This window comes from Pseudoroseicyclus sp. H15 (genome assembly GCF_054353345.1).
Window position 1 is genome coordinate 216,790 of record NZ_JBTHJE010000004.1, and the last position, 23,824, is coordinate 240,613.

The window sequence follows — 23,824 nt, forward strand, 5'->3', positions numbered from 1 at the left end:
AAGGATCCCGACATGGGTTATTCGTCCCCGAAGAAACCGTTCGACCTCAAAGCTTTCCTCGAGGCCCCGGCCAAGCCTGGCAGCTCCCGCGGCCCCCGCCGCTTCCGCTCGACGGCGTACACGATCCGCAAGGCGAACAAGGAAGCGTCGCCTGACACGACGCAGTCGAGCTGAGAGACCATGTCGGGCCGCCTTTGGGCGGCCCCGCTTTCATTCTGCGGTGGACCGATCCGTGGCTGGGAGCAGGCCAGGCAAGCTCGGAGTAATAGCATAACGCGAAGCGGCATCTTCGCTCCGCTCAGCTGTCATCTAAGCTGCAGAGATGCGGCGTGGTATTCGAATGTCAGGTTTCGTGTGGCCGCGCCGCGCCGATGAATCGGCCAGCGAATAGCAGCAATGGGCCGTGAGCGACGTCCGCTGATGCCAGCCTGGTGGCTAACCCGCTGCGGCGCCGCAAGTCCGCTTCCAGCCCAGATCGACCACGTTGATGTTGGGTGCGTTCGCCATTGCAGCATGGGCGCGCCCGTCGCGACCGGCCCAGAGCTGCCGATCAGGCCCTAGCCGTTGCCGCAGCGCAGCTTAACCAAACCGGCCATTCGTCCACCGCGCAGCATTTTTTCGGGGGTGACGGTCAGCTATGCGGATGAAGCTGGCATAGACTCTACTCTATCGGGTGCCGAGACGCCTAGGTAAGCACAACCTTGTCAAAGACCTTTACACCAAGTCCGTTCTTTAGAGGGATTAGACTTTCAGGAAGCTTTTTTCCAATCACCGGAACTGCGAAGGCGTCAATTTTTCTCCACTAAGCGCTGCTTGCGCTTCCAGAACGACGCGATATTTCAGACACTGGAACAGGCCGCGGGCGATATCGCCTTCACTGGATATGTGGGCACGGACGTCTCGACCAGTGGCTGCTCGGCAAGGGCGCGGCGGATGAGGTTCTCGGCGATCTCTAGGAGAGCGTGCACGGCCTTATGCGCGGAGCAGGGGGCCTCGGCCCCTCCGTCAGGGCGCCTTGGCCGCGATGGCCTCGTGATGGATGCAGGCGACCCGGTGCCCCTCGCCCACATGCTCCGGGGGCGGCACGGTCTCGGCGCAGGCCTCGGTGGCGTGGGGGCAGCGGGTGCGGAAGACGCATCCCGAGGGAGGATTGATCGCCGACGGGATCTCGCCCTCGATCACCTCGTGGCGCCGCCTGCGCGGGAAGACGATGCGGGGCGCGACATCGACGAGCGCCCGCGTGTAGGGGTGGCGGGGCCGGGCGAAGAGGTCTTCGGTCTCCGCCACCTCCATCAGCCGGCCGAGATACATCACCCCCACCCGGTCGCAGACATGCTCGACCACGGAGAGGTCATGCGCGACCATCAGGATCGTCAGGCCGAGCCGATCCTTGAGGTCCTGCAGCAGGTTCAGGATCTGCGCCTGGATCGAGACGTCGAGGGCCGAGATCGGCTCGTCCGCGACCAGAAGCGTCGGGTCCACCGCGAGGGCCCGGGCGATGCCGATGCGCTGGCGTTGCCCGCCGGAGAATTCGTGCGGGTAGCGTTTCGCGGCGTCGGCCGGCAGGCCCACCCAGTCGAGAAGTTCGGCGATCCGCTCCTGCCGGGCGCGGCCCTTCGCCAGCCCGTGGATGGCCAGCGCCTCGCCGATGATGCCGGCGACCGTCTTGCGCGGGTTCAGCGAAGCGAAGGGGTCCTGGAAGATGAGCTGGATGCGGCGGCGATAGGGGTGAAAGCCCTTGGCGTCGAGGGACAGGAGGTTCTTGCCGTCGAACCAGACCTGCCCGCCGGAGGGCGCGTTGAGCCGCAGGATCGAGCGCCCGACCGTCGTCTTGCCCGAGCCGGATTCGCCGACGAGCCCGAAGATCTCGCCCTTGCGGAGAGTGAAGGAAACATCCTCGACGGCATGGACCTCGCCCACCTGCCGGCCGAGCACGCCGCCATGGATGGGGAAGCGGGTGGTGAGGTTCTTCACCTCGAGCAGCGTGTCACTCATGCGATCTCCCTCCAGCGCAGGCAGCGGACCCGGCGCCCGCCGGGGGCGTCTTCCAGCGGCGGCTCCTGCTGGCGGCAGGCGTCGCGGGCATGCTCGCAGCGGGGGGCGAAGGCGCAGCCGGGCGGCAGGTTGAGGGGGCTTGGCACGTTGCCGGGGATGGCCGTGAGCCGCGCGCCCCGTTTGGTTGTCGCCCCGCTGGCCTGCCCGGCGCCCGGGATCGAGGCGAGGAGGCCGCGCGTGTAGGGGTGGTGGGGCGCGGTGAAGACCTGCTCCACCGGGCCTTCCTCGACCACGCGCCCGCCGTACATGATGACCACCCGGTCGGCGATCTCGGCGACGACGCCGAGGTTGTGGGTGATGAACATCACCGCCGTGTCGGTGTCGCGGCTGAGGTCGCTGATGAGCCGCAGGATCTGCGCCTGGATCGTCACGTCGAGCGCCGTTGTCGGCTCGTCGGCGATCAGCAGGGCCGGGCGGCAGGAGAGCGCCATGGCAATCATGACCCGCTGGCGCATGCCGCCGGACAGCTGGTGCGGATAGGCCGCGGCGCGCTTCTCGGGCGCCGAGATGCCCACGAGCCGCAGCATGTCGACGGCGGCGTCGCGGGCCGCTGCCCGGCCCTTGCCCTGGTGCAGCGTGATGGCCTCGGCGATCTGGTCGCCCACCGAGTAGACCGGGTTGAGGCTCGTCATCGGCTCCTGGAAGATCATCGCGATGTCGTTGCCGCGCAGGCGGCGCATCGTCTGGGCGGGGGCACGGATCAGGTCGTGGCTGGTGCCGGCCGCATCGCGGAAGGTGATCTCGCCGCCCTCGATCCGCCCCAGCGGCTTCGGCAGGAGACCCATGACGGAGAGGCTGGTCACCGACTTGCCCGAGCCGCTTTCGCCGACGATGGCGAGCGTCTCGCCGCGCCGCACGTCGAAGGTGACGCCGTCGACGGATTTCACCACGCCGCGCTCGGTGTGGAAGTAGGTGCGCAGGTCGCGCACCGACAGGACGGGCGGGGCCGGTTGGCCGGCTTGGGTGTCAGGGGCGTCTAGCATGGGGCGCGGGCCTCCTTGAGGGCGGCGGGCAGCAGGCGTTCGATCTGCTCCGAGAGGGCCAGCGAGGCGGCGCTGTCGAAGAGAAAGGGGGCGCCGCTGGCGATGGCGCCGCAGAAATGGTCGATCATGGCGGCGTAGGGGTCCATCGGGGCGTAGGTCTCGGTGGTGCCGCCGAGCGTCAGCCTCACCGGCTTGTCCTTGTGGGAGATGGGCCAGTCGATCTCGGCGATGCCGCGCTCTCCGATCAGCACCAGCCCCTGCCGCTTGGCCCCGGCGAAGGAGGCCTGCACGCTGAGGCGCATCTCGCCGGCGCGGGCGAGGGCGGCGAAGCCGAGGTCGACCGCGCCGTCCATCAGGTGATCGGCGGCCAGCACGTCGGGCATCCCGCCGCAGAGACGGGCCATGAGCGACAGCCAGTAGCCGCCGAGGTCATAGGCCGCGCCGCCGCCGAGGTCGGGGCGGGCGCGGAAGTCTCCGGCGAGGTCCAGCGGGTTGCAGAAGGTCAGATGGCCCGCGTCGAGCGTGCCGAGGGCGCCGCTGGCGATGGCCTCCCTGAGGGCCACGTTCGCCGGGTGGTAGAGGTGGCAGAAGGCCTCCATCAGCCGCGCGCCGCCCGCGTCCTCGGCGGCGCGAAGGCGGGTGACCTCCGCCGGGGTCATGGCGAGCGGCTTCTCGCAGAGCACATGGCGGCCAGAGCGCAAGGCCTGCTCGGCCCAATGGGCATGGGCGTCGTTCGTGAGCGAGATGTAGACGGCCGTGATCGCCGGGTCGTCCAGCAGGGCGTCGTAGCTCTCATGGGCGGCGGCGATGCCATGCGTTTGCGCGAAGGTGCGGGCACGGGCCGGGTCGCGGGTGGCAACGGCCTGCACACGCTCGCCGGCGGCGCGCAGGCCGGGGATGATCGCCGCCGCCGCGATGCGCGAGCCGCCGATCAGCCCCCAGGACAGTGGCGCGCGCCCGGCCATCAGGTCGTCCCGGCCCGGGCAGACCATTGCGGCTCTGGCGCGTAGTCGAAGTCGCGCTGGAAGGGGAAGGTCGGCACCGGGGTCCGGCTGCGGGGCAGGCGCTCGACGTATTGGTCGACGATGCCGGGGGAGAGCGCCATCAGCGAGATGGCCGCGTGGGCCTTCATGTCCGGCGAGAGATAGCCCGATTTGACCACGACGATGTCGAACTCGGCGAGGTCGATCCCGAGGCGCGCGAAATCGGAGAAGTGGTGGTAGGGCCGGCGGCGCGCCGAGGTGACGAAGGTGATCCCGCCGGCCCGGAAGACGGCCTCGTTCTGCGCGGGGGCGTCGCCGTCGGTGATCAGGCGCAGCACCTCGGCCGTCACCTCGATCCGCTCGGAGCCGCCGGTGTCGATGGTGCCACCGATGGGCAGGGTGATCTCGGCGCCGACGCCGGCGGCGAAGGCGGCCTCCGTCGCCGGGCGGTCGGCGATGCCGGCGAGGACGGCCCGTTGCGCGCCCGCCGCGATCAGCGCCGCCAGCACGCCGGCCCGGTCACCGGCGCCGCCGGCGGTGGGGTTGTCGCCGCTATCGGCCAGCACGACCGGGCGGGGGACGTCGCCCATGGCCTTGGCGATAAGCGCGCGGGTCTCGCCAGTCTCGGTGCCGAAGTCGAAGTCTTCGCGGGCGTCCCAATAGGATTGGGCGATGTCCCGCGCGGCCTGCTCCATCGCCGGCCGGTCCGTTCCGGTGACGACGGCGGCGGCGGTGACGCGGGGCTCGTCGACCCAGACATAGCCGACCATCAGGCCGGCATCCCAGATCCCCTCCGGCGCTTCATGCTGCTCCAGCGCCGCATAGAGCCCATCCGCCGGGGCTGCCTCCGTCGAGGTGCGCTCGCCGGGCAGGGACACCGGGATCTTCGCCCAGACGACACCCGGCCGCTCCCCGGTGGTCAGGCAGCGCATGAGCTGGCGCATCCCGCGGCGGTGCGTGTCTTCCACGTCGATATGGGGGGCGGTGCGGTAGGCGGTGAACATGTCGATGCTGTCGATGATCCGCTGGCTGAGATTGCCATGCAGATCGAACGAGGCCGAGATCGGCATGTCCGGCCCGACCAGATCGCGGATGGCGGTGACGAGATCGCCCTCGCTGTCCTCCATGCCGGCCACGTGGCTGGCGCCGTGAAGCGGCAGATAGAGGCCATCGAAGGGCATGAGGGCGCCCAGCCGCTGCAGGATCTCGGCCTTGAAGGCCTGGTAGGTTTCCATCGCGATGGGCGCGCCCGGCACGGCGCGCGCATAGAAGGCGGGCAGGAGCTCGGCATCGAATTCCGACAGGACGGAGAATTGCGGCGACTGCGTGATCTCGCGCCCGCGCAGGGTGATGAAATCCTCGGCGTGGGAGCGCGCGGGATTGTAGCTCGAGCATTCGATATGCAGGCCGGCGACGGCAATTTTCATTCTTCGTCCTTGGTCAGGGGAGGCGGAGGCGTGAGGAGGAACCGTTCGGCGGCGACAGCGGCGGCGCCCCGGGCCCAGAACGCGGCGGAGACGGTCTCGAACTCGATCCGTGTGCGCGCGGCGAAGCGCGGCAGCAGGTTGGTTTCGAGCGTCTGGGAGACGACGCGGTGCATCAGCCCGTCGATGCTGCCGATCTGCAGGACGATCAGCACGAGCTCGGGGTTCAGCATCTGCACCGCGTGGGAGACGGACAGGCCGAGCGCGCCGCCGGCCCGGTGCAGGATCGCGATGGCGTCGGTGTTGCCCTGATCGGCGAGGGTTTCGACCTCTTCGAGGCTCCCGGCCTGCAGGCCCGCGGCCCGGGCGTCGGCCACGATGGCGCGGCCGGAGGCGATGGTGGTCAGGCAGCCGCGCTTGCCGCAGCGGCAGGGCGGGCCGCCCGGCTCGATCGTGGCGTGCGACAGCTCTCCGGCGCCGCCGCCATGGCCGCGGCGCAGCTTGCCGTCGATGAACATCGCGCCGCCGATGCCGGTGCCGAGGGAGACGAGGAGGAAATCGTCGCACTGCCGGGCGCGCCCGAAGAGCCGTTCGCCGAGCGCGACGGCGTTGGCGTCGTTCTCGATGTAGGTGGCGATGCCCGTGACCTCGCGGATCTCGGCGGCGACGTTCCTGTCGCGCCAGCCCATGAAGGAGGACTGCAGGCAGGTCTGCTGGTCGGCATCGACGAAGCCGGGCACCGCCAGCCCAATGGCCACGATGCGATCGGCGGTGATGCCGGCCTCTGCGCAGAGCTTGGGCAGCAGCGCCGCGATGGACTGGCCGAGCGCGGCCGGATCGCCGCTGAGGGGCAGGGTAGCGGAGGCGAGATCCTTGCCCTGCAGGTCCGTCAGCACGACGGCGCAGGGGTCATGATCGAGCGAGACGCCGATGAGGTAGCCGCCGCCGGGGTTGAGGCCGAGGCGAATCGAGGGACGTCCCTGCCCGTAAACCGTCTCCGCCTCGTAGATGAGGCCGGTGTCGAGGAGGTCTCGGCTGAGGTTCGTCGCCTGCGCCCGCGAGATGCCCAACATTTCAGCAAGCTGCGCGCGGGACAGTGGGCCGGAGGCGCTGATCGCCCTGAGGAGGGCGCGGGCACTGCCTGAAAGAGCTGGTTGCATGGGTGTCTTTCGCTGTCAGGGCGCCGTTCCCTTGACAGATAAAATAGTCCGTGAACTTAATCAACCTTGGTTTAGACACCCATTAGCAAAAGTCTCCGCCCATTTGATGCACAGGATCACAGGGAAGTCCTCATGACCCAGACACGCCAGACCAGCCTGCGGGTGGCCACCTGCGCCGCCACGCTGAGCCTCACCACGGCCCTCGCCGGCCCCGCCTTCGCGCAGAGCGTCACCATCCTGCAGGGAGAGCCCCCGGCGAGCATGGAGCCCGGCACGATGGGCGGCACCTACAACATGTCGATCCTCGCGACGGTCTTCGAAAACCTCGTGGCGCTGGACGCGGACCTCAACCAGGTGCCCGGCCTCGCCACCGAGTGGAGCGCCTCCGAAGACGGCCTGACCTGGACGTTCGAGCTGCGCGAGGGCGTGACCTTCCACGACGGCACCGAGTTCAACGCCGACGCCGTGGTCTACACCTTCGAGCGGCTTCTCGATGAATCGCAAGGTTTGCCGAGCGGCGGCCGCTTCCGCCCGATCATCGACACGGTGACGGCGACGGATGACTACACCGTCGAATTCGGCCTCAAGCAGGTCTACCCGGCCTTCCCGGCGCTCGTCGCCATGATGCATGCCGGTATCGTCAGCCCGACGGCCGGCGAGGAAGGCACGCTGGAGACCGCCGGCATCGGCACCGGGCCCTTCATGCTGGAAGAGTGGGCGAGCGGCGAATACGTGCTGCAATCGGCTTACGACGAGTACTGGGGCGACCCCGCCGAGGTCGAGGAGATCCGCTGGATCTGGTCGAGCGAGCCCTCCGTCGCCTCCATGGCGCTGCAATCGGGCGATGCCGACGTCGTCAACGCGCCCTCGCCGATCTTCGCCCAGCAGATCGAGGCCAACCCCGAGCTTGAGCTGAACAGCGGCGCCTCCAGCCGCGTGTTCTGGGCCGCCCTGACCACCACGATCGAGCCCTTCGACAGCCTCGAGGTGCGCCAGGCCGTCAACTACGCCACCGACCGCGAGGCGCTGGTGCAGGCGCTGCTCTACGGCTACGGCTCGCCGGCCAATTCGCCGCTCGGCGAGGCGGTCTTCGGCTACGACGACACGCTCGAGCCCTACACCTACGACGTGGAGCGGGCGAAGGAGCTTCTGGCCGAGGCCGGCTACGAGGATGGCGTCGAGGTGAACCTCTTCGTGCAGGACCAGGAAGCGCCGATCGCGCAGGCCCTGCAGGCCATGTGGGCCGAGGCGGGGATCGATCTGGAAATCACGCGTCTGGAGACGGGCGTGATGTCCGACGTCATGTTCGCGGGGCCCGAAGAGAAGGCCGAGCAGGACGTCGACATGATCATCGCGTCGTTCTCGTCGGCCACGCTCGATGCCGATACGCAGCTGCGCGCGCTCTATCACACCGACAGCTTCAGCCCGACGGACGCCAATGTCGGCTTCTACTCCAACCCGGAGCTGGATGCGCTGATGGACGAGGCGGCCTCCAACGGCGACACCGAAAGCCGGATCGCCCAGTACCTCGAGATCCAGAACATCATCAACGAGGATGCGCCGCACGTGCTGCTCTACAAGCCGGTCGACCTCTTCGCCACGGCGACGGACATCGAGGGCATCTGGGTGCGCCCGGGCGGCCTGCTGGTGGCGACCGACGTGAGCGTGACCGAGTAATCCTCGCCACCTGAGAGACCCCCGGGGGCGGGTGCCGCCCCCGGGGATACTGTTTTTCCCGGTGCCGCGTGACGGCAGGAGCCGCCTCCCTTGAAAGCCTACTTCCTGCGCAAGATCCTCGGCCTGCCGCTGATCCTTCTTGGCGTGTCGCTGATCGTCTTCCTTGCCGTCCGGGCGCTTCCCGGCGACCCGGCCCGCCTGATGGCCGGCCCCGACGCGCCCGAGGCGGTGCTCGTCGACGTGCGCGCCCGGCTCGGGCTCGATCAGCCGGTGATCGTGCAATACGGCCTCTTCCTGAAGAACGCGGTGCAGGGCGATCTCGGCAATTCGCTGCGCTCCAAGCAGCCGGTGGTGCAGGAGATCGCCAAGCGCTTCCCCAACACGCTCGCCCTCGCCATCGTGGCCTATGTCTTCGCCATCGTGGTGGGCATCTCCGCCGGCGTGCTCTCGGCGGCCTATCGCGGGCGATGGCCCGATCAGATCGTGATGGTGGCCGCGATCCTTGCCGCCTCGCTCGCCAATTTCTGGCTGGCGCTGATGGGGATGAACTACTTCTCCGTTCAGCTCGGCTGGCTGCCGCTGATGGGGATGGGCACGTGGAAGCACTATGTGCTGCCCGCACTCACACTGGCCCTGCTGCCGACGGCGATCATCGCAAGGATGACGCGCTCGTCGATGATCGAGGTGCTGGGGCAGGATTACGTCCGCACCGCCCGCGCCAAGGGCGTGGACGAGCCGCATGTCTACCGCAACCACGCGCTGCGCAACGCGCTCATCCCCATCGTCACCATCGTGGGGCTGAACTTCGGCGCGGTGGTCTCGGGCGCGGTGGTGGCGGAGACCGTCTTCAACTGGCCCGGCATCGGGCGGCTTCTCGTCGATAGCGTGCGCTACCGCGATTACCCGGTGATCCAGGGCGTGACCCTGCTGACGGTCGCCAGCGTCGTGGTGGTGAACCTGTTGGCCGACCTGATGATCATGCTGATCAATCCGCGCGTGAGGGTGAGCTGATGGCCAATGTCTCCCGTCCCCAGGCTGCCGATGGCACCGACGCGCCGGTGAACGCCCCGCTCTCCCCGGTGGCGGAGCCCGCCTTCGTGCCGGTCCGCCCCGGTATCTCGTGGCGGTGGTGGCGCAAGCGGCCCAACCTGCTGGTCGGCGCCGTGCTGGTGGCGCTGATCGTGCTGGCCGCGATCTTCGCCCCGCTCATCGCGCCGCAGGGCCCCTATGAGCAGGACCTTCTGGCAACGCTGCGGCCGCCCTCGGCCGCGCATTGGTTCGGCACCGACCAGTTCGGCCGCGACATCTTCGCCCGCGTCATCTTCGGCGCGCGCATCTCGCTCTTGGAAGCGGCGGTGGGCGTGGGGCTGGCGGTGGCGCTGGGCGTGCCGCTCGGCCTTCTCTCCGGCACGGCAGGCCGGCGGATGGATGCGGCGATCATGTGGGTGATGGACGTGCTCTTCGCCTTCCCGGCGGTGGTGCTGGCCATCCTCATCGTCTCGATCCTGGGCCCGAGCCTGATCAACCTGCTCATCGCCAACGCCATCTTCGCGGTGCCGGTCTATGCCCGCCTGACGCGCAACATCACGCTGTCGCTGCGCGAGATGGATTACGTCGAGGCCGCCATGGCGCTGGGCGCGAGCCGGCTGCGGCTGATGTTCGACCACATCCTGCGCAACGCGCTGGCGCCGATCATCGTGCAGTCGACGCTGACGGCGGGCACCGTGGTGCTCTCGGCGGCGAGCCTGTCCTTCCTCGGCCTCGGCGCGCAGCCGCCCCTGCCGGAATGGGGGGCGATGATGAGCGAGGGGCGCAACTTCATCGGCGTCAACGTCTACCTGTCGCTGTTCCCCGGGCTGGCGGTGATGGTCATGGTGCTGGGCTTCAACCTTCTCGGCGACGGCCTGCGCGACCTGCTCGACCCGCGCCCCTGAGCGCGGCTGCCTTCTGAAGAACCGGAGACCCGACCATGACCCCGCACCCCGCTCCGCCGGCCCACGATCTGCCCGCGCCGCTCTCGCCGGAGAAGAAGGCGTGGTTCACCGAGGCGCGGTTCGGCCTCTTCATCCACTGGGGCCTCTACGCGCTGCCCGCCCGCCACGAATGGGTGGCCAAGCGCGAAGAGATCGCCGCCGCCGACTACGCCCGCTATTTCGAGCGCTTCGATCCGCAAGGCTTCGACCCCGCCGCATGGGCGGCCGAGGCGAAGGCGGCGGGGATGGGCTACGTGGTCATCACGGCCAAGCACCACGAGGGCTTCTGCCTCTGGGACAGCGCGCTGACCGACTACAAGGCGACCAACACGCCCTTCGGCCGCGACGCGCTGGCCGAGATCGTCGCGGCCTTCCGGGCCAAGGGCATCCGCATCGGCCTCTATTACTCGCTGATCGACTGGCATCACCCCGATTTCACCATCGACCCGATCCACCCCGAGCGGGGCGCCCCCGATGCGGTGGCGCAGAACGCCTCCCGCGACATGGCGCGCTACCGCGCCTACATGCTGGGGCAGATCGAAGAGCTTCTGACGGGCTACGGGCCGATCGACATCATCTGGTTCGACTTCTCCTATCCGCATCGCGAGGAGAATGGCCTGCGCGGCAAGGGGCGCGAGGATTGGGGGTCTGAGGCGCTGATCGCCCATGTCCGCAAGCTCGCCCCCGACATCCTCATCAACAACCGGGTCGACCTGCCCGAGCTGGTGCCCGACGTGGTGACGCCCGAGCAATACGTGCCGAACGCCTGGCCCACGCGGGACGGCGAGCGCGTCACCTGGGAGGCCTGCCACACGCTCGCCGGGCCATGGGGCTATTCGCGAGAGGCGGGGCCGGGCAAGAGCGGCGAGCAATTGCTGCGCATCCTCGTCGACACGGTGTCGAAGGGCGGCAACCTGCTCATGAACGTCGGCCCCACGGCCCGCGGCGAGTTCGACGCCGCCTCGCGAGAGGCACTGGAGACCTACGCCCGGTGGATGGCGCTGCACGGCGAGGCGATCATCGGGGCCGGCGCGGCGGAGATCGGGCCGGTGCAGGATTGCCGGGTCACGCAGCGGGGCAACCTCCTCTACCTGCACGTGCTCGCCTGGCCCTTCCGCCACCTGCATCTGCCAGGGCTGGCCGGTAAGGTCGCCTATGCCGAGCTCATGGCCGATGGCTCCGAGATCAGGACGCTGGTCGCGACGCCCGACAACCACAATGACGACATGCAGATCGCGGCCACGGCGGGCGACCTTGTGCTGGAGCTGCCGGTCGCCCGGCCGGATGTCGTCATCCCCGTCATCAAGCTGGAGCTGACGTGACCCTCGCCCGGAACGCCGAGCCGGCCGAGGGCGCCCCCGCCCGCAGGGCGCCGCTGACCATCGCCTGCAGCCTGCCACCCGCCGAGGCGGCGATGGTGGAGCGCCACCCGGCGGTGACATGCCGCTCCGTCCCCGCCGCGGCGCCGTGGGAGGTGGCCGAGGACGCGGAGGTGCTCTTCACCCATCAGGCGCAATGGGGGGCCGCGGGCGGGCGCCCGGATGGGTGGCCGCATGGCCTGCGCTGGCTGCAGACCATGTCGGCCGGTGTCGAGCTGCTGCCCGACTGGGCCTTCGAGGTGCCGCTGGTGACGCGGGGGGTCGGCATCCAGTCGCAGAGCATCGCCGAATTCGTGATCGGCGCGGTCTTCGCCGTCGAGAAGGGCCTGCTCGATGCGCCCATGCGGGGGCCGGAGGACTGGCAGCGCAAGGCGCTGGGCTCCGTCGCGGGCAAGGTGTTGGGCATCGCCGGGCTGGGCGACATCGGCCTCGCCTGCGCGAGGCTGGGCCAGCGCGTCGGCATGAGCGTCGTCGGCCTGGCCCGCGCGCCCCGCGAAGTGCCGGGCATCGAGATGGCCGGCGATATGGCGGAGCTGGCGGCCCGGTCGGATCACCTCGTCCTGGCGTTGCCGCTGACGCCGGCGACCCGCGGGATGGTCGGCGCAGAGGTGCTCGCGGCGGCCAGGCCCGGCCTGCATCTCGTCAACGTCGCCCGCGGCGCGCTGCTCGACGAGGCCGCGCTGCTCGCGGCGCTGGATCGCGGCGCGCTGCGGGCGGCCACGCTGGATGCGACATGGCCCGAGCCGCCCGAGGCCGGGAGCCCGCTCTATGCGCACCCCGGCATCCGCCTGTCGCCGCACGTCTCCGGCGTGACGGATCGGGCGGAGCAGGCGCAGGCGGCGCGGATGACCGAGAACATCGACGCCTATCTCGCCGGCGAGCCCGTGCCCGGCATCGTCGACCCGGCACGGGGCTACTAGGCCGTGACAAGACAGGAGAGGGCCGGATCATGATCCAGCTGGAAATCTGCGTCGACGCGCCGGAGAGCCTGCGCGCCGCCACCCTCGCGGACCGGGTGGAGCTCTGCGCGGCCCTGCCGCTGGGCGGCCTCACGCCATCGCCGGGCCTGCTCGCCGTCGCCCGCGATGTCGGGGCGGAGGCACATGCCATGATCCGCGCCCGCCCCGGCGGCTTCCTCCATGACGCCGACGATCTCGCCGCTGCCCTTGCCGATATCGCGGCGATGCGCGCCGGCGGCGCTGCCGGCATCGTCATCGGCGCCTGTCACCCGGGTGGCACGCTGGATCTCGTGACGCTCGCGCGGCTGCGCGACGCGGCGGGCGGGCTTCCGGTGACGCTGCACCGGGTGATCGACTGCACGCCGGACCCCGTCGAGGCGACGGGGCAGGCGGCGGAGCTCGGCCTGACGCGCATCCTCACCTCCGGCGGAGCGCCCTCGGTCGGCGAGGGGCTGCCGGTCATCGCGGCGATGGTCGCGGAAGCCTCCGGCCGCATCGAGATCATGGCCGGCGGCGGCCTGCGCACGGCTGACATCGGGGCCCTGCAACGCATGGGTGTCTCCGCCGTCCACGCCTCCGCCGGCTCCGTCGATGTGGCGGAGAGCGGAGCAGAGCGGATCGGGATCGGCCCGCCTCGCCTCACCCGTCCGGATCGTGTGGCTGCGCTGCGCGAGGCGTTGGCGTTTTAGAGCAGTGGAATGAGAAACCTCGTGCCGGTGGTTCAATGCCGCCCCCGCACACCCACGGCTCGGTCATTGCCGCGGACTACGCAGGCCGCCGAGGCTACCTGAATCTCTGCGGTGAGAACGGATTCTGGGAGTTCTGCCGCCACCCGCCTCGAACCAAATCGCGCACCATCATGCCTGTCCGCGATCCGCTCGCCATGCCGATATGGCCATGGCCGAAGGCGTAGATGACATCCGGCGAGCGGCGCGATGTCCCGATGACCGGCAGGGAATCCGGCATCGATGGACGTCGGCCCATCCAGAGGGAGAGGTCGCTGTCGGCATAGGGGCCGGACAACCCGGGCAGCAGCTCGCGCGCCTGGCGGAGCAACAGCCTGGCGCGGCTGAAATCGGGCGGGGCATTGAGGCCGGCGAACTCGACAGTGCCGGCCAGCCGCAACCCGTGCTGCATCGGGGTCGCGACATATTTCGAGCTCGCATCCGTGATCGGCAGGGCGGGGACGGTTTCGGGCGCCTTGATCATGACGTGATAGCCGCGCTCGGTATCCAGCGGGATCCTGTCTCCGAGGCGGGCGGAGAGCTGGGTGGAGTAGGCCCCGCATGCCACGACCGCGTGCGTCGCGGCGGTGGGCCCGGCCGGAATGCACGCAGCATGACTTGCAGGACATCGTAGTCTTCGACTTCAACGAAGCATGCGAAGAGCATCCTGCACTCCGGCAGAGGTTCTTCAGGGTTGGGGAGTTTCCGCCGGCAGCATAGAGCGGTGAGGAGGGAATAGAGAGATGTGCAACTGCTCTACCAATGATCGGTGGCGCTAGAATGCAGCTCTCCGTTCGCACCGCAGCATTGGTCGAAACGGGCTCGAAGCGGAACATGCGGCATCGCAGCATAGCTCCGCTAAGAGCCGATTCTGTGGAAAACACCCCTTCGCGAGCGCAGAAATTCGGCGCCCGCGATTAGCGCAGGGGCCTTTCTGCTCAAGCCCTTCGTGGTTGCTGCGGTGCGGGAAGGATCTTCGCCAGTTTCCTGAGGTTCTGGGCGGTGGCGGCGAGCAGGAATTCGCCGTTCGCGCCGCAAGGTCCCCGTAGTCGGAGACTTCCGAGCCCGAGGATGCGCTTGAGGTGCGCGAACAGCATCTCGACCTTCTTCCCTAGCTTCATCACGGGACCTCGACCTCTGGTCCTATGCCAACGACGTCACCCTGGACTTCTCGCGGCCCGGAAAGCCGACCGACAACGGGTTCATCGAGGCGTTCAATTCGAAGCTCCGGGCAGAGTGTCTGGACGCGCACTGGTTCATGAGCCTTGCCGACGCCCGCGAAAAGCTCGAGGATTGGCGTAGGCACTACCACGAGGACCGACCCCACAGTGCGATCGGATACAAAGTCCCGATCGCCCTGCATTATCCCGGTGACGCAGCCAGCCCGTCATCGTGAGACGGCCGGAAAAATCTAACTTCCGGCGGTCCAAAGTTGGGGAGCGGAGCAACAACTCGCGGACTCTCCGAATGGTCCGAGGAGAGTCGGGGCTCAGGTCACTTACCACATAATCCAGCTCGTAGCTTCCCAATGCCGTTTCTTCCAAACGCATTAAAATTTTTGGACTATCCGACTTTCCCGAGGTAGCGACTGATCATTGTGCGTGTCGCAGCTCTGTGCCGATCCCTCCAGTCATCCGAGGCGATGTCGACAGAAAAGATCGTCGTCAGCGTATGCATGTTGGAGATATGAAATTGCGACAGCGCCACGAGCTGGATGTAGAGAACCAGCGGATCGATGCCTGGCTGGATCGAACCCTCTTTTTCACCCCGCTCCAGCAGGCCGCCGATCTGATCCAGAACCGGCGAGGACATCTCGCCAATGGCTTTTGATGCCTTCATGTGGCGGGCGCCTTCGATATTCTCGTTCGTGAGAAGACGAACCAGATCCGGCGTCTCCCTGAAATAGTCGTTGAGAAAATCAGATAGCTTCAGAAGCCCTTCGATGGGTGGCTCGTGAGCAAAATCTACCATCATCTCTCGTTCACGCAGACCTGCGAGGCTGCCTTCCAGTACAGCGAGGTATAGGCCGGATTTGCCACCGAAATGATGGTATATCATCCTGGGATTGACACGCGCCTGCTTGACGATGCGTTCGATCCTCGCCCCTGCAAATCCGTGAGAGACGAATTCATGATGGGCCGCAGCGAGTATGCGATCCTCGGTCGCGACCTCAGGTTTCCGGTTGGTTTTGGCGGTCTTCATTGGCATTGTCCTGCCCGTCTGCTCGGAGGTGAAAAACTCCCGCTCCGATCGGCTACATTTAACAAGGACCTTTGGCCCTCTACAGTGGAGAGGGCACCCCCGGTGTCGCCGCCTTGACCCTTGGTCAGACGGATCCTGGCATCTCATAGCCCGCTATGGAGGCAGAGGCAGTGGCGGCGACCGAGCGCTCGCTGCAGGTCATTTTGCCCGGGGTAGCGCGCGTAGCACGTCGCCCGACTCGCAGACGAAGCCAAAGCACTTTTTCACGTTCCAGATCGACGCTGCCGTGCAGAAGTCGGGCGAGGTCGTCGCGCAACAATCGGTCACCATGATGCAGCCGTAGCCCAGGAAGTTCGCATCCGTCAGCGTATGCAAGACGCATTGATCGGTGTTCACTCCGGCAAACAGCACCGTCCTAGTGCCCAGATTGCGCAGGATGGAATCGAGCGGCGTGTCCCAGAAGCCGCTGATCCGGTGCTTGTCGACCTCGTAATCCTCGGGCAGGGGCGCCAGTTCGTCGACCGTGGCGGCCGCCCAGCTATCCTTGGTGAGCACCTTGTGGCCGTTCGGCAGCTCTTCGGTGATGCCGGTGCCGGCGCCGGTGGGCTTGTAGAGATGGATCTGGTTGGGCGGCAGGTTGGCCGCGTCGGGGCGGACCCCCCAATTGACCCATATCACCGGCACACCAGCGGCACGCAGCGCGGGCAGCAGGGCTTGCAGCGGCTCGATAGGGGCGCGGTCGGGGGCGACGTCTCCGCCGATATGATCGACCCAGCCGCCGCTGGTGCAGAAGTCGTTCTGCATGTCGATGACGACGATGGCCGTGCGGTTGAGATCGCAGATCACCGATTGCGGTTGTGACAAGATCTCGATGCGGCGGGGGGCCGGTTCGCGCATGGACATGTCGACGGTGTCCGGCGTCGCTCTCCAGCGGAAGGTGCGGCCAATACCGAGCGCTTCGCCTTCTTCATCGGTGCTTGGATCGTCTTTCATCGGAAAACCTCCGTGGGCGGGTGTGTAATCTCACCCTGCGCCAGACGGGCGGGCTTGCCCATCGCTGCCCGGACTTTGACCCCATCATCTTTTATGACTGACCTAACGTGAGGCGATCGCTGAACATCCTCGCTCAAAAAGTAAACACTTACTTACCAAATGGGTCAATTTGCTCTATCCGTCCTTCGCAGGCCGCGAGAATCGGGTTTGGCTCGGGGCGACCCGGATGGCGAGAGCACCAAGTCGCATCACCCGGACGGGCGCACCTTGGATGTCATGAGAGGACAAGACATGCTGAACCGCCGAACATTCGTCTCCTTCGTCGCTCTGGTCGCGGCGCAACTTTCGTCTACCGCGGCCGTCGCACAGACCGAAACGCACAATGTCGGGGTGCTGATCCCCGGGTCCACCTCCGACAAGGGCTGGATGGAATCGGGCTATGACGGCCTCGTCGCCGCGCAGGCCGAGCATGGCGACCTGCTCAAGGTGCAGATGATCGAGAACATCAGCGACGCCGACATGGAGCAGGCGCTGACCCAGTTGGCGATGGCCAACGATCTGGTCATCGGCGTCGGCGGCCAGACGCAGCAGGCGGTGTTCAAGATCGCAGCGCGCTTCCCCGACACGAGCTTCTCGATCGTTGGCGGCAACGAGGGGCAGGAGGCTCCGAACGTCGCGGGCTACGACGTGAAACAGGCCGAGATCGCGTTCGTTGCCGGCGCCGCCGCTGCGCTGATGTCGGAAACCGGCGCCGTCTCCTATGTCGGCGGGGCGGAGATCCCTTCGATCGTCAACGCGGGCGAGGAGTTCGGTGCCGGTGCGCGCTACATCAATCCCGACATCCGGTATTTCGAAGCCTATACCGGGGACTTCGACGATGTCGCCGGCTCGAAGGAAGCCACGCTCGCCGCGATCAACCAGGGCGCGGATGTTCACTACCACATCCTGAATCTCGGCCTGCGCGGCATGGAGCAGGCCGCGGCCGAGAACGGCACCCACATCATCGGCAGCTATTCCGACTATTGCGGCGTCGATCCCCTTTACATCGCCTATTCGATCACCGGCGTTGGCTATCAGGTCGAATATGCCATTGATCAGCTCGTCGAGGGCACATGGGAGCCGGGCTACAAACCCTTCGGGCTCGCCATGGGCAGCGAGGCGTCGGACATGGTCGTCTGCAACAGCGATCCGGAGGTTGAGGCCGAACTCGAGGAGATCATGCAAAAGCTCCTCGCGGGTGACATTGAGACGCTGGAAGGCTGATATGCAGGCGGATAAGCCTCTTCATCCGCCCACGGATGCCGCGCCGCTCTTCGAGATGCGCGGCATCACGAAAGCGTTCGACGCCTTCAAGGCGCTGGACGGAATAGACCTGCGCCTGAATGCCGGCGAAATCCATTGCCTTCTGGGAGAGAACGGGGCGGGGAAATCGACCCTTTGCAACCTGATCTTCGGAGTGCTGCGGCCAACCGGGGGTCAGATGGAATGTCTGGGCGCTCCTTACCTACCCCTCGGGCCGCGGCAGGCGCTCGAGGGGGGCGTTGCCATGGTGCATCAGCATTTCTCGCTCGCCCCCGATCTGACGGCGCTCGACAACCTTCTGCTCGGGAGCACGCTGCGGCGGCTCGATCGCAGGGCGGCCCGCGCCCGGATCGAGGCCCTCGCGGCGAGCTATGGTCTGAAGCTGGACCTGACGCAGCGGGTGGGCGATCTGGCCGTTGGCGAGCGGCAGCGGCTCGAGATCGTGAAGGCGCTCGTTCGACGCCCCTGGATACTGGTCCTCGACGAACCGACTGCCGTGCTCCTGCCGGACGAGATTGGCGCCTTGCTGGAGACCTGCCGCCGTGTCGCCGATGAAGGGTGCGCCGTCATGCTGGTCACCCACAAGCTGGCCGAGATCCGCCAGGCGGCGGACCGCGTGACCGTCCTTCGGGCAGGGCGCTGTGTCGCGACGTCCCGTTCGCCCGCCCGGGACATGGACCGGATCGTCAGCGCCATGATCGGTCGCGACAAGCTGCCCGATGCCAGTCGGCGCCGCCGAAGGGCGGGCAAGAGGCGCGGTGCGGACGTGATGCAGGCCGACGGGCTGAGCTACCGCGACGCGATGGGCGCCCTGCGCCTCGATCGGGCAAGCTTCACCGTGAGCGCGGGCGAAGTCGTCGGTATCGCCGGGGTCGAGGGCAACGGCCAGACCGAGCTAGGCAATATCCTCGCGGGCGTGCTGCGCCCCAGCGGCGGGCGCTGGTTCGCCGGTAATCGCGAACTCACCCATGTGACGGCGCGCGATGCTACCCGTCAGGGGGTCGGGATCGTGCCGGAGGACCGGCACGGTGTCGCCATAGCCGACGGGATGAGCGTCGCCGACAACATTCTGAACAACCGGCTCGAAGCTTACAGTCGCTTCGGTTTGATGAACCGGACGCGGATGCGGCGCGACGCCGCCGGCCTCATGGATCGGTTCGACGTGCGCGCCTCAGGCCCCGGTATTGCAATCGGGGACCTTTCGGGAGGAAACCAGCAAAAGGCCGTTCTGGCGCGCGAACTGACCACGCCGGGGCTGAAGTTTCTCCTCGCTGCGCAGCCGACCCGTGGGCTCGACATCGGCGCGGTCAATTCCGTCTACGACATGATTCGCGAGGCATGCGAGGGGGGCGTCGGCGTCCTTCTGATCTCGTCGGAACTCGACGAGGTGCTCGCGGCCTCCGACCGCATCCTCGTCATCTACCGTGGCCGCATCGTCGCCCACCGCAAGGCCGACAGCACCGACCGCGAAGAGATCGGCGCGCTGATGGCGGGGAATGCCGCATGAATATCAGCGACGTCACTCGCGTTCCCGGCGCCGTGCAGGTGATGTCGGTGCTGGGGGCCTTCACCGTGGGTGCGCTGCTGATCCTCGCCACCGGGGCCTCCGTGTCGGCATCCGTTGGTGCCTTCATGCAGGGCGCATTCGGCAGCGGATATTCCCTATCCATCTCCATCAACCGCGCGGTCGTTTTCGCACTCGTCGCGCTGGGATTCATCATCGCGTCGCGGGCCGGGCTGACAAATGTGGGGGGCGAGGGCCAGATCGCGATGGGAGGCGTGGCCGCAACGGCCATCGCCCTTCACGGCGGGGCCGAACAGCTGATTTGGCCGCTGCCGTTCTTATATCCGATGGCTGCCGCCTGTCTGGCCGGCGCTCTTTGGGGGGGCATCGCGGGGGTCCTCAAGGCCAGGGCAGGCACGAACGAGGTCATCTCGACCCTGCTGTTGTCTTTCATCGCGATCTGGGTCGTCTATTGGACCGTGCAATCCCCCGCGCTGCTGCGACAGCCCGCGACGTCGGCGGCGACGCTGCCGGAATCCTCCAGCATTCCCCTGAGTACCCAGATTCCTTTGCTCACCGGGTCCTACGCGGCGCCCGTGACGGCGGGCGCGATCCTTGCCGTGATCCTCGCGGCGGCGACCTGGCTTCTGCTCGAGCGTTCGGTGTTCGGTTTCCGCCTGAGGCTTGTCGGAGAGAACCCCACCGCCGCGCTTCGCGCCGGGGTCGCCGTCGACCGCCACATGATTCTGGCGCTGGCCATTGCCGGCGCGTTCGGCGGGCTGGCCGGCGCGATCATGATCCAGGGCGAGCAATATGCGCTGAAGGCCGGGTTTAGCTCGAACTACGGCTTCGATGGTCTAGTCGTAGGCCTGCTGGCGCGCGGGCGGGTCTCGGGTGTGATCCTCGGGGCGCTGCTCTTCGGCTTTCTGCGCTCGGGCGGGATCATGATGGAGATGGTGGCCTCCGTCCCGACCGCGCTGGTTCAGATCGTTCAGGGGCTGATCGTCGTCTTCGTCGCGGGCGCGGCGTTCTGGCTGGAGGGCCGACGCCGATGACCTGGGACCTGATCGGATTGTTCCTCGGCTCGACCTTGCGGCTCTCCGCCCCGCTCGCCTTCGCCGCGCTCGGCGAGTACATCTCGGAGAAAGCCGGCGTTCTGAACATGAGCGTCGAAGGCATGATGCTGACAGGCGCTTTCGCCGGCGCCGTCGGGTCGTGGCTGACAGGAAGCCCTATGCTGGGGCTTCTCTTCGGGCTGATCGCCGTTCTACCCGTCGCCGCGCTGCAGGCGTTCCTGACGAACGTGATGCGGGCGAACCAGATCGTCACCGGCATCGGCATCAACATTCTGGTCATCGGGGCGACGACTCTCGGCTACCGGCTGCTCTTCGGTGCCCGGTCGCGCGAAGTGATCCCGGGCTGGGACAAGTGGGAGCCGTGGCCGCTCACCGAGCTCCCCGCAATCGGGCCTGCCTTCTCGCAGATCTGGCTCGTCTACATGATCCCTGTGGCAGGTGGTCTGATCTGGTGGGTGATGTATCGCAGCGGCCTCGGCATCGCGTTGCGCGCGGCAGGCGATGCCCCGCGTGCCGTCGCGAATTCCGGCGTGCCGGTGCGTTGGCTGCGGACGGGGGCGATCATCGCCACCGGCTTGCTCTCGGCTCTCGGCGGCGTCTTCCTGTCGATCGGCGACATCCATTCCTTCACCGAGGAAATGACCAGCGGTGCCGGCTACCTCGCGATTGCCGCGGTGATCTTCGGCAACTGGCAGATACTACGCACGATCCTCGCCTGCTTGCTCTTCGGGGCGGCCAATGCACTGCAGTTCCAGCTGCCCGCTCTCGGCTTCGATGCCCCTACGGCGCTGCTCACCATGTTGCCCTACCTCCTCGCGCTTCTGGCTGTCGCCGGGTTGGCGGGGCGGCAGAGGGCGCCAGCCTGTCTTGCGAAACCATGGTAGGGCCCATGTCAGCCACCGCGTCCGCCGACGAGGGCATCGTCTGCACGCCGGACCCTCTGGCGACGGAGGCCGGCCTGGCCGTGCTGAGGAAGGGCGGCACCGCCGCGGAGGCCGCAGTGGCCGCCGGAGCGGTCTTGACGGTCACCTGCCCCTATTTTTGCGGGCTTGGTGGAGACGGCGTCTGGATCGTCTCGGATCGTGAGGGCCTCCGGCGCTCGATCCTGGGGATCGGCCAAGCCGCAGCAGCGGTTCCTTGCGACCGCGGCCCCATCCCCAACCGTGGCGCTGGCTCGATGCTCACCACGGCCGGCCTCGTGCCGTCCTGGCAAGCCCTCCTGCGGCTTTCGGGCGACCGATGGACCGGCGGCTTGCCGCTCGGGGGCCTGCTGTCCGAAGCGAGGGACATTGCCGAGCAGGGCTTTCCGATCAGCGGATCGCACGCATTCTGGCTCGATTTCCGAAGTTCCGAGCGGGATCGTTGGCCGGGGTTCGCCGAGGTTTTCATGCCGGGGGGCCAGCCGCCCGAGGTCGGAACGTTGTTTCGGCAGGGTGCTCTGGCGCGGATACTTGGCCTGCTGATCGAGGAAGGCCTCGAGAGCTTCCGCACAGGATCTGTCGCGAGAGAGCTTGCGCTTGGTCTGCGCGAGGCCGGGTCGCCCATCGCCCTCTCGGATCTGGTCAAAACCGAGGCCCGATCCGAGGCGGCCCTGTCGCTCCGGTCGGGTGACTGGACCGTGTTCGCCCCGCCACCTCCCACGCAGGGGGCGACAACGCTGCTGATCCAGGCGTTGCTTGTTCGCTTGTGCGGGCCCAATCGACGCCCGGCAGATCCGACCATGCGAATGCACCTTCAGGTCGAAGCAGTCAAACAGGCCTTCCTGCATCGCTCCAAGCTGGGCGACCCGGACTTTTCCAACCAATCCAGGGCTATTCCATCTGGTCCTGCGATAGACAAAATGGCGGGCTGCATTTCCCCAGCTGTCGCGAACAATTGGCCGGCTACGCTGCAAACGGCAGACACCGCCTATCTTGCCGTCATCGATAACGAGGGTCGCTGCGTCAGTGGCTTGCAAAGCACCTACTTCGACTGGGGCTCGGGTATTCCGGTCGGCAATACCGGCATTCTATGGCATAACCGGGGAGCAGCGTTCAGCGGCGAAAGCAGCGATGCGAATGGCTTGAAAGCAGGCAAGCGGCCCTTCCACACCTTGACCCCGGGCCTTGCGGTACGAGGAAATGGAGAGACCATTCTTTTCGGAACGCAGGGGGCTGATGGGCAACCGCAGACCCTGACGGTCATTCTCGATCGGCTTCTATCAGATGGTGCGGAAATCGAGGAAGCTCTTGCGGAACCGCGCTTTTTATTGGGCCGAACGTTTTCCGATTCTCGTGACACGCTCAAAATCGAAGTAAATGCGGGTGTTGCGCTTCAAACGCGGCTGACAGCCATGAAGCACGAACTCACCCTTCTTTCACCTCTCAGCCCCTTGGCCGGTCAGGCGGGGGCGGTGCGCATGGGAGCCGGTGGCGAAAAGACGGCAAGTCATGACCCGAGGGGGAAGGGAACAGCTGGATCAACCCCGACCGATCGGAAAAGTGAACGATGAGTACTCAATTCCCGGAATGGTGGTGTCTATCTACACCATCAATGGCGTATTTTAGTGGAGTTTTCGGTCGTCTCAATTCTAGAGCGGAAAGGGGCGCAACTCTACAGATAGCGTTATTATATGAGTCTAGACAAATCTTAGAGTTTATCGCCCCGTCTCCGCCTATCTTTAGGTTGAATTTTGGGTTATATTTCATTTGTCTGAAGACGCGCGGCACGAAGCTGTCCTTGCCGCGGATATGCCGACGGGTCGTGTTCGATCCTAAGGTCCAGGCGTTAGGGCACGAGACTTTTTGTACGAGACCATCGGTCTCGTCGGTGTCTTGGAGCTGAGACGTGTCTGGAAGCCGCCTTCTGATTCTCGAAATGTCATTGCCCCTTTGGGCCAGGCCTCGCCCTCGGGTTGCCTCGCGCCTTTCCGGCAGCAGGGCGTCCCTTCGCGCGCTTTCCCAAAAGATCGTGGATGCCCGTTGGGCAATGATCTTCGGCAATCGGTTGAGTTCGGCAATGCGCCCGGCGCGCATCTGCCGCCAGCAAAGACGAGTAGCTGCCCGTATCAATGCCGGCGGCCGGTCAAGAGGCCGATGTTTCTCCTCCACTCACCTCATGACCCAGCGAAGGGGAGCATCGAGATGATGTCGAACGAGCACAAGTCGGGCGCATTGTCCGGGAATCAGGCCACGGCCTCTCGTGATGGCCAATTCGGCGCAAATACCGCCGCCTCTCCCCTCGTGATCGCCACGAACCTGCGGAATATGAGCCTGAAAGCTTGTCTCCTGCTCGGTCCGTCGGTCGCGGTGTTCGCTGCGTTGACCTCTCCGGCCCTGGCGGCCTGCTCCGTCACGACCGTGAGCGGCGTACCCACGGCAATTTGCACGGGGAATCTGTCGGGCGGCGCCACATTCCCGTCGTCCACCGTGCGCAGCCTGATCGTGAAGG

At 66.9% G+C, this 23,824-nt stretch carries 20 protein-coding genes and 2 pseudogenes; 13 read left to right on the plus strand and 9 right to left on the minus strand.

All coding sequences use genetic code 11. The annotated features are described in order from the left end of the window. Positions 1-12 precede the first annotated feature (12 nt). On the plus strand, positions 13-174 hold the full coding sequence (locus ACXN5S_RS10420) for a hypothetical protein (protein WP_458605365.1): 162 nt from the start codon (positions 13-15) through the stop codon (positions 172-174). 831 nt (positions 175-1,005) lie between these two features. Here ACXN5S_RS10420 and ACXN5S_RS10425 read toward each other — a convergent pair. The 5 genes from ACXN5S_RS10425 to ACXN5S_RS10445 are packed head-to-tail and all read right to left on the minus strand — an operon-like array spanning position 1,006 to position 6,518. Beyond that, positions 1,006-1,995 (minus strand): ABC transporter ATP-binding protein, encoded by a 990-nt coding sequence (locus ACXN5S_RS10425; RefSeq protein ID WP_458605366.1) that lies wholly within the window; start codon positions 1,993-1,995, stop codon positions 1,006-1,008. Next, complete coding sequence (locus tag ACXN5S_RS10430; RefSeq protein WP_458605367.1) at positions 1,992-3,038, minus strand: ABC transporter ATP-binding protein; 1,047 nt, start codon at positions 3,036-3,038, stop codon at positions 1,992-1,994. The genes ACXN5S_RS10425 and ACXN5S_RS10430 overlap by 4 nt, the downstream gene beginning before the upstream one ends. Then, positions 3,032-4,003: a Gfo/Idh/MocA family protein gene (locus ACXN5S_RS10435; protein WP_458605368.1), complete on the minus strand. Its 972-nt coding sequence runs from the start codon at positions 4,001-4,003 to the stop codon at positions 3,032-3,034. The genes ACXN5S_RS10430 and ACXN5S_RS10435 overlap by 7 nt, the downstream gene beginning before the upstream one ends. After that, entirely contained in the window at positions 4,003-5,448 is a 1,446-nt protein-coding gene (locus tag ACXN5S_RS10440; RefSeq protein WP_458605369.1) for a M81 family metallopeptidase, read from the minus strand. Before ACXN5S_RS10440 ends, ACXN5S_RS10435 begins: the two co-directional genes overlap by 1 nt. Next, the gene (locus ACXN5S_RS10445; RefSeq protein WP_458605370.1) at positions 5,445-6,518 is read right to left on the minus strand and encodes an ROK family protein; all 1,074 of its coding nucleotides are present in this window, start codon (positions 6,516-6,518) and stop codon (positions 5,445-5,447) included. Before ACXN5S_RS10445 ends, ACXN5S_RS10440 begins: the two co-directional genes overlap by 4 nt. 219 nt (positions 6,519-6,737) lie before the next feature. Here ACXN5S_RS10445 and ACXN5S_RS10450 point away from each other — a divergent pair, with 219 nt between their 5' ends. From ACXN5S_RS10450 to ACXN5S_RS10475, 6 genes are all read left to right on the plus strand, one after another. After that, positions 6,738-8,282 (plus strand): ABC transporter substrate-binding protein, encoded by a 1,545-nt coding sequence (locus ACXN5S_RS10450; protein ID WP_458605371.1) that lies wholly within the window; start codon positions 6,738-6,740, stop codon positions 8,280-8,282. A gap of 90 nt (positions 8,283-8,372) precedes the next feature. Continuing rightward, positions 8,373-9,293 carry an ABC transporter permease gene (locus ACXN5S_RS10455; RefSeq protein ID WP_458605372.1) on the plus strand — a complete coding sequence of 307 codons (921 nt, stop codon included), beginning with the start codon at positions 8,373-8,375 and terminating at the stop codon, positions 9,291-9,293. After that, positions 9,293-10,216: an ABC transporter permease gene (locus ACXN5S_RS10460; RefSeq protein ID WP_458605373.1), complete on the plus strand. Its 924-nt coding sequence runs from the start codon at positions 9,293-9,295 to the stop codon at positions 10,214-10,216. Before ACXN5S_RS10455 ends, ACXN5S_RS10460 begins: the two co-directional genes overlap by 1 nt. A gap of 35 nt (positions 10,217-10,251) precedes the next feature. After that, positions 10,252-11,577 carry an alpha-L-fucosidase gene (locus tag ACXN5S_RS10465; protein ID WP_458605374.1) on the plus strand — a complete coding sequence of 442 codons (1,326 nt, stop codon included), beginning with the start codon at positions 10,252-10,254 and terminating at the stop codon, positions 11,575-11,577. Beyond that, positions 11,574-12,554, plus strand: coding sequence for an NAD(P)-dependent oxidoreductase (locus ACXN5S_RS10470; protein WP_458605375.1), 981 nt, complete (start codon positions 11,574-11,576; stop codon positions 12,552-12,554). Before ACXN5S_RS10465 ends, ACXN5S_RS10470 begins: the two co-directional genes overlap by 4 nt. 29 nt (positions 12,555-12,583) lie before the next feature. Then, positions 12,584-13,282: a copper homeostasis protein CutC gene (locus ACXN5S_RS10475; RefSeq protein WP_458605376.1), complete on the plus strand. Its 699-nt coding sequence runs from the start codon at positions 12,584-12,586 to the stop codon at positions 13,280-13,282. A gap of 94 nt (positions 13,283-13,376) precedes the next feature. On the opposite strand, the gene ACXN5S_RS10480 is transcribed toward ACXN5S_RS10475, so the two are convergent. Both ACXN5S_RS10480 and ACXN5S_RS10485 read right to left on the minus strand, forming a co-directional pair. Beyond that, positions 13,377-13,922 carry an NAD(P)/FAD-dependent oxidoreductase gene (locus tag ACXN5S_RS10480; RefSeq protein WP_458605403.1) on the minus strand — a complete coding sequence of 182 codons (546 nt, stop codon included), beginning with the start codon at positions 13,920-13,922 and terminating at the stop codon, positions 13,377-13,379. A gap of 334 nt (positions 13,923-14,256) precedes the next feature. Continuing rightward, a pseudogene (locus ACXN5S_RS10485) lies at positions 14,257-14,427 on the minus strand (IS5/IS1182 family transposase); the annotation flags it as partial. Positions 14,428-14,438: 11 nt separating this feature from the next. Between ACXN5S_RS10485 and ACXN5S_RS10490 the strand changes: the two are divergent. Continuing rightward, positions 14,439-14,714, plus strand: a pseudogene (locus ACXN5S_RS10490) (integrase core domain-containing protein); the annotation flags it as partial. Between the two features lie 167 nt (positions 14,715-14,881). Here the strand turns inward: ACXN5S_RS10490 and ACXN5S_RS10495 are convergent. Both ACXN5S_RS10495 and ACXN5S_RS10500 read right to left on the minus strand, forming a co-directional pair. Continuing rightward, on the minus strand, positions 14,882-15,520 hold the full coding sequence (locus ACXN5S_RS10495) for a TetR family transcriptional regulator (protein WP_458605377.1): 639 nt from the start codon (positions 15,518-15,520) through the stop codon (positions 14,882-14,884). A 198-nt stretch (positions 15,521-15,718) separates the two neighbouring features. Beyond that, complete coding sequence (locus ACXN5S_RS10500; protein ID WP_458605378.1) at positions 15,719-16,513, minus strand: cysteine hydrolase family protein; 795 nt, start codon at positions 16,511-16,513, stop codon at positions 15,719-15,721. A gap of 291 nt (positions 16,514-16,804) precedes the next feature. Between ACXN5S_RS10500 and ACXN5S_RS10505 the strand changes: the two genes are divergently transcribed. From ACXN5S_RS10505 to ACXN5S_RS10525, 5 genes are read left to right on the plus strand one after another with little or no spacing between them, the layout of a single operon-like run. Continuing rightward, positions 16,805-17,776, plus strand: coding sequence for a BMP family protein (locus tag ACXN5S_RS10505; protein ID WP_458605379.1), 972 nt, complete (start codon positions 16,805-16,807; stop codon positions 17,774-17,776). A gap of 1 nt (position 17,777) precedes the next feature. Further along, complete coding sequence (locus ACXN5S_RS10510; protein ID WP_458605380.1) at positions 17,778-19,322, plus strand: ABC transporter ATP-binding protein; 1,545 nt, start codon at positions 17,778-17,780, stop codon at positions 19,320-19,322. After that, a complete protein-coding gene (locus ACXN5S_RS10515; RefSeq protein WP_458605381.1) occupies positions 19,319-20,374 on the plus strand; it encodes an ABC transporter permease in 1,056 nt (351 codons plus the stop codon). The genes ACXN5S_RS10510 and ACXN5S_RS10515 overlap by 4 nt, the downstream gene beginning before the upstream one ends. Next, on the plus strand, positions 20,371-21,279 hold the full coding sequence (locus ACXN5S_RS10520; RefSeq protein WP_458605382.1) for an ABC transporter permease: 909 nt from the start codon (positions 20,371-20,373) through the stop codon (positions 21,277-21,279). Before ACXN5S_RS10515 ends, ACXN5S_RS10520 begins: the two co-directional genes overlap by 4 nt. Positions 21,280-21,284: 5 nt before the next feature. Further along, entirely contained in the window at positions 21,285-22,886 is a 1,602-nt protein-coding gene (locus ACXN5S_RS10525; protein ID WP_458605383.1) for a gamma-glutamyltransferase, read from the plus strand. Positions 22,887-23,824: the final 938 nt, after the last annotated feature.

What these genes read in the sequence shown, in the direction of transcription:
- ACXN5S_RS10510 (WP_458605380.1), top strand. Translation starts at nt 17,778, where the DNA reads ATGCAGGCGGATAAGCCTCTTCATCCGCCCACGGATGCCGCGCCGCTC.
- ACXN5S_RS10495 (WP_458605377.1), bottom strand. Translation starts at nt 15,520, where the DNA reads ATGAAGACCGCCAAAACCAACCGGAAACCTGAGGTCGCGACCGAGGAT.
- ACXN5S_RS10500 (WP_458605378.1), bottom strand. Translation starts at nt 16,513, where the DNA reads ATGAAAGACGATCCAAGCACCGATGAAGAAGGCGAAGCGCTCGGTATT.
- ACXN5S_RS10475 (WP_458605376.1), top strand. Translation starts at nt 12,584, where the DNA reads ATGATCCAGCTGGAAATCTGCGTCGACGCGCCGGAGAGCCTGCGCGCC.
- ACXN5S_RS10505 (WP_458605379.1), top strand. Translation starts at nt 16,805, where the DNA reads ATGCTGAACCGCCGAACATTCGTCTCCTTCGTCGCTCTGGTCGCGGCG.
- ACXN5S_RS10430 (WP_458605367.1), bottom strand. Translation starts at nt 3,038, where the DNA reads ATGCTAGACGCCCCTGACACCCAAGCCGGCCAACCGGCCCCGCCCGTC.
- ACXN5S_RS10450 (WP_458605371.1), top strand. Translation starts at nt 6,738, where the DNA reads ATGACCCAGACACGCCAGACCAGCCTGCGGGTGGCCACCTGCGCCGCC.
- ACXN5S_RS10425 (WP_458605366.1), bottom strand. Translation starts at nt 1,995, where the DNA reads ATGAGTGACACGCTGCTCGAGGTGAAGAACCTCACCACCCGCTTCCCC.
- ACXN5S_RS10520 (WP_458605382.1), top strand. Translation starts at nt 20,371, where the DNA reads ATGACCTGGGACCTGATCGGATTGTTCCTCGGCTCGACCTTGCGGCTC.
- ACXN5S_RS10525 (WP_458605383.1), top strand. Translation starts at nt 21,285, where the DNA reads ATGTCAGCCACCGCGTCCGCCGACGAGGGCATCGTCTGCACGCCGGAC.
- ACXN5S_RS10420 (WP_458605365.1), top strand. Translation starts at nt 13, where the DNA reads ATGGGTTATTCGTCCCCGAAGAAACCGTTCGACCTCAAAGCTTTCCTC.
- ACXN5S_RS10440 (WP_458605369.1), bottom strand. Translation starts at nt 5,448, where the DNA reads ATGAAAATTGCCGTCGCCGGCCTGCATATCGAATGCTCGAGCTACAAT.
- ACXN5S_RS10435 (WP_458605368.1), bottom strand. Translation starts at nt 4,003, where the DNA reads ATGGCCGGGCGCGCGCCACTGTCCTGGGGGCTGATCGGCGGCTCGCGC.
- ACXN5S_RS10515 (WP_458605381.1), top strand. Translation starts at nt 19,319, where the DNA reads ATGAATATCAGCGACGTCACTCGCGTTCCCGGCGCCGTGCAGGTGATG.
- ACXN5S_RS10445 (WP_458605370.1), bottom strand. Translation starts at nt 6,518, where the DNA reads ATGTTGGGCATCTCGCGGGCGCAGGCGACGAACCTCAGCCGAGACCTC.
- ACXN5S_RS10460 (WP_458605373.1), top strand. Translation starts at nt 9,293, where the DNA reads ATGGCCAATGTCTCCCGTCCCCAGGCTGCCGATGGCACCGACGCGCCG.
- ACXN5S_RS10465 (WP_458605374.1), top strand. Translation starts at nt 10,252, where the DNA reads ATGACCCCGCACCCCGCTCCGCCGGCCCACGATCTGCCCGCGCCGCTC.